Annotated in this window: 4 protein-coding genes; 1 reads left to right on the plus strand and 3 read right to left on the minus strand. The window is 63.1% G+C overall.

Annotated elements, in window-relative coordinates:
- On the minus strand, positions 1 to 577 hold a 577-nt coding region (locus tag ACF1AJ_RS19610; RefSeq protein WP_391508817.1), incomplete at its 3' end, for a cation transporter.
- Between the two features lie 31 nt (positions 578 to 608).
- Entirely contained in the window at positions 609 to 818 is a 210-nt protein-coding gene (locus ACF1AJ_RS19615) for a heavy-metal-associated domain-containing protein (protein ID WP_301220674.1), read from the minus strand.
- Positions 819 to 1007: 189 nt separating this feature from the next.
- Between ACF1AJ_RS19615 and ACF1AJ_RS19620 the strand changes: the two genes are divergently transcribed.
- Positions 1008 to 1394, plus strand: a complete 387-nt coding sequence (locus ACF1AJ_RS19620) for a four-helix bundle copper-binding protein (RefSeq protein WP_391508818.1) — start codon at positions 1008 to 1010, stop codon at positions 1392 to 1394.
- 81 nt (positions 1395 to 1475) lie between these two features.
- Here the strand turns inward: ACF1AJ_RS19620 and ACF1AJ_RS19625 are convergent.
- The coding region (locus ACF1AJ_RS19625) for a hypothetical protein (protein WP_391508819.1) at positions 1476 to 1753 on the minus strand (278 nt) is incomplete at its 5' end.

Raw genomic sequence — 1753 nt, forward strand, 5'->3', positions numbered from 1 at the left:
AAGAGAACCCGTGTGTCATGCCGGGCATGCCGGCGGTTCCAAAGAACAGCGCGTACAGCGACCACGCGAACGCTGCCAGCGTCCCGAGGGAGACCAGGGTGTCCATGGTGGCGGCGCCGTGCCGGGCGTTGGTCAGGGCGGCCTTGTGGAATGGCCAGGCCCCCCACACCACCACCGGCGCCGCCAACGTCAAGGACAGCCACTGCCAGTAGGTGAACTGCAACGCCGGGACCATCGCCAAAACGATCACCGGCACCGAAAGCAGCACACTGCCTATTAGCCGGTTCCGAAGCCCCTTCAGCTCCGGGTCACCGGAGTCAGCGACAGCGGGCTCGGCCGGCTGTGGCAGGACGGCCGTGTACCCGGTCTTCTCCACTTCGGCGATGACCGCGTGCACATCCATGCCGTCGGGCAGGCTTACCCGGGCCTTCTCGGTGGCGTAGTTGACCGTTGCGCTCACGCCCTCTAGCCGGTTCAGCTTTTTCTCGATCCGCATCGCGCAGGAAGCGCAGGTCATACCGCCGACCTCGAGTTCAACGTCGGCGCGCGCACCGGCAGGGGAGGAAGAACTGGTCATAACGACGCTCCTTGCAGATTCGGGTTCGGGACTACTTGCGGGTGGCGCTGTATCCGGCCTCTTCGACCGCAGCAAGGATGTCGTCATCCTGAACTCCGGCCTCCGAAGACACCTGCAGCACACCATCGCCGGCAGACACCGCGACGGTGCTCACCCCAGATACCTTGGTGACTTCCTCGGTCACTGCTCGCTCGCAGTGCTCGCAGGTCATCCCCGTCACCTGATACTCGATCGTTGCCATCAGTCCTCCATAAAATCTCGATACCCCATAAGGGTATCTATACGTGACAATGATAATACCCCCCGACGGTATTTCCGCAAGTTCGCAGGTCGAGCTTGGGGGTGCCGGGAAGGGCTGTCTCGGGAGTAGCGTCACGGGCGCAGGCGGGACCGATCAGAAAGAGGGAACACTATGTCCACTGCCCAACAAATGCTCGACACGTATCCGGCCGATCTCGGTGGAGTCGATCGAGAGAAGCTGGTCGCGTGCATCGACGCGTGCGTCGAATGCGCCCAAGCCTGCACCGCCTGCGCCGACGCCTGCTTGAGCGAAGAAATGGTCGCCGAGCTGGTCAAGTGCATCCGCACCGATCTGGACTGCGCCGACATCTGCACCTCCACCGGTGCCGTCCTCTCACGCCACACCGGATACGACGCCAACGTCACCCGGGCCGCCCTTGAGTCGTGCCGCACCGTATGCAAGGCCTGCGCCGACGAGTGCGACAAGCACGCGGAGATGCACGAACACTGCCGAATCTGTGCTGAGGTCTGTCGACGCTGCGAACAGGCCTGCGCCGACCTCATCGCCAGCTTGTAACGATCAACGCTGTTTCACACAGTTGCTCGGCCCCGGCTGCGGCGCATCGGGGCCGAGCTAACTCCTCAGGCATGACGGTTGCTAGGTGAGCGGGATCCCGTGGCGAGCCGTCACGGCAACCAGATCCGGATCATCGATCGTAATCCGACGCTCGCCAAGAGCCTCGACAGTAGTCCCATCAAAGATCGCCCAGCACTCGTATTCGTTACTGAGCTTCGACAAGTAGCGGATGCCGCCATACAGCGGCTCGCCGGCGTCGTCTCTGGCCTGATAGATCCAGGTCGCCAGGCCACGGGTAAGTCGCCGCGAATGTCCGCTCACGGCAGGAACGTCCAGCACCGGAACACCCAGACTCAGCA

This window comes from Leifsonia sp. NPDC014704 (assembly GCF_043083605.1).
Taxonomy (GTDB): domain Bacteria; phylum Actinomycetota; class Actinomycetes; order Actinomycetales; family Microbacteriaceae; genus Leifsonia.